Origin of the sequence: Bradyrhizobium nivariense (genome assembly GCF_029846695.2) — a bacterium.
In the GTDB taxonomy this organism is placed as follows: Bacteria; Pseudomonadota; Alphaproteobacteria; order Rhizobiales; family Xanthobacteraceae; genus Bradyrhizobium.
On sequence record NZ_JARWCR020000176.1, the window covers coordinates 1 to 1,695 of the forward strand.

Annotated in this window: 4 protein-coding genes; 3 read left to right on the forward strand and 1 reads right to left on the reverse strand. The window is 59.2% G+C overall.

Going from position 1 to position 1,695, the window contains the following annotated elements; translation table 11 throughout:
* The 3 genes from QCM77_RS45765 to QCM77_RS45775 form a co-directional block, all read left to right on the forward strand.
* Positions 1-97: IS3 family transposase (locus QCM77_RS45765; protein WP_279663917.1), on the forward strand; the 97-nt coding region annotated here is incomplete at its 5' end.
* A gap of 43 nt (positions 98-140) precedes the next feature.
* Positions 141-356, forward strand: coding sequence for a hypothetical protein (locus tag QCM77_RS45770; RefSeq protein ID WP_279669300.1), 216 nt, complete (start codon positions 141-143; stop codon positions 354-356).
* Positions 353-583, forward strand: coding sequence for a hypothetical protein (locus tag QCM77_RS45775; protein WP_279669301.1), 231 nt, complete (start codon positions 353-355; stop codon positions 581-583). Before QCM77_RS45770 ends, QCM77_RS45775 begins: the two co-directional genes overlap by 4 nt.
* 777 nt (positions 584-1,360) lie before the next feature.
* Here QCM77_RS45775 and QCM77_RS45780 read toward each other — a convergent pair.
* The gene (locus tag QCM77_RS45780) at positions 1,361-1,525 is read right to left on the reverse strand and encodes a hypothetical protein (protein ID WP_279669302.1); all 165 of its coding nucleotides are present in this window, start codon (positions 1,523-1,525) and stop codon (positions 1,361-1,363) included.
* Positions 1,526-1,695: the final 170 nt, after the last annotated feature.

Here is a 1,695-nt window from a genome sequence, read left to right on the forward strand (position 1 = left end):
CGACTATATCGAGCGGTTCTACAATGCCATCCGCCGTCATTCGACGATCGGATATCTCAGCCCTGTTGAGTTCGAGCGCAAGGTGGGATTAGCTTAACCAGCCGTCCATCAAACCGGCAGCAGCTCAGATCGGCGATTTCGTGCTGAAAGCAACCGCGCCGTTGAAGGAGCGGATCAAGGAACTCGAGTCGCGCCCGACACTGCGCTACCTGGGCATTTGGGATGCATCGCGGACGTATCAGCCGGGCTCCTTCGTCACACATGCGGGTTCGATTTGGCATACCGACGCGGAAAACACCGGCGTTCGACCGGGTGAAAGCGGATTTTGGCGACTGGCTGTGAAGCGTGGAAAATGAAAATATTAGACGAAGCAAACGCCGAGTTGCGCCGCCATCGCGATCTTGCGCTCACGGCCTATGCGCGCCGTCGGCTTGCTCGCGGTGCCGACATTGACGGGGAAGAGTTTCGTGCGAACTTGTCGAAATATGCCGGTGAGCTGGAGGCGTGGCGGAGCAAAGCCATGGATGGCTTGCGGCAATTTGTCGAGGCGATGACGGAGCGGCCGTCCGCGACGCTGCACTAACTGGCCGATCATGGCTCTAAGCGCATCAAGGAGTTCGTAGCGCCGTTAGTCTGCTGTTACGAGCCTCACTTCCCGGAGCTTCGCAGGATTGGCTGCGTCAGTTGGACTGCCCGCGCGGCTGACGGCAACAAACCAGTACGCGCAGCCTGCAACGAGGCCGGCGAACACGTATGTCCATATCGTAGAAGGCCACGGAGTAAGCAGGCGTTGGCGCCCGAGCGCCCGGCGCCGCGCCGAATGGCGCAAGGGCGAGTTGGCGGCCGAGCGCTTTCGTGCCGCGTGTGATCACGCTGATGCCGCAGCCCGTGCCACATTCTGAACCAGATCGGATGCGGTAATCCGACGACACTCAAGATCGGAAGCACGGCGGATGTAACCGGCCTGATGATCTTGAAAGGGCCTCGACGTGTAACAACGTCGGGGCCTTTTGTTAAGGCTTCATCCATAGACCGGCACGTATCGGCTCAGGGGCGCGAAGCGGAAATTAATGTGGGTGTCGGCACAATAATCAGAACGCCGTGCACCCCATCTGGCGCATATCCTTGAAGGTGATCTTTTGGAGCCGCAGGGTGCCTCATCGGGTTGGTTCGGCTGACCGATCTAGCTGACAAGCACCGGGAACCAAATGGCAGGAGCCAAGTTGATGCTTCCGTTGGCGCCAGCCCCGGAGCTGAGGTCCTTTTTGTCGCCTGTGTACATTTTTGTACAAGCACTGGAACTCAGTCCGGGTTTTTGACTCATCTCACGGGGACTTCGTGGGAAAAATGACGTGGCGCGCTACACCTCCTTTGCCCGAGAAGCCGCAGCAACGCTGCTGCGAATGGCTAAAACAACAAAGGACCCGCAGGTCGCGTCGGGATTGAGATCCAGCGTGCAGCCGATCTGAAGGACCGCACAGGCGAACTGCCCCTGGTTGATATTGAGGCGGTCGCCGAGGAACAAAAGAAGCCTCTAACGAAGAACTGAGGCCGCCTAATTGGCGGCCTCAGAGCCGGTCCCGGAAATCTGCACAGGACGCTAAGTGGAGTTTCTGCCTGACGGCGGGCACGATAGGCCCCGCGAATCAGGAGAGACCATGAGCAGACGACCCCGCCGGAACCACTCACCGGCCT

Excerpts from the sequence above, each read along its gene's own strand:
- QCM77_RS45775 (WP_279669301.1), top strand. The coding sequence starts at position 353 with ATGAAAATATTAGACGAAGCAAACGCCGAGTTGCGCCGCCATCGCGAT.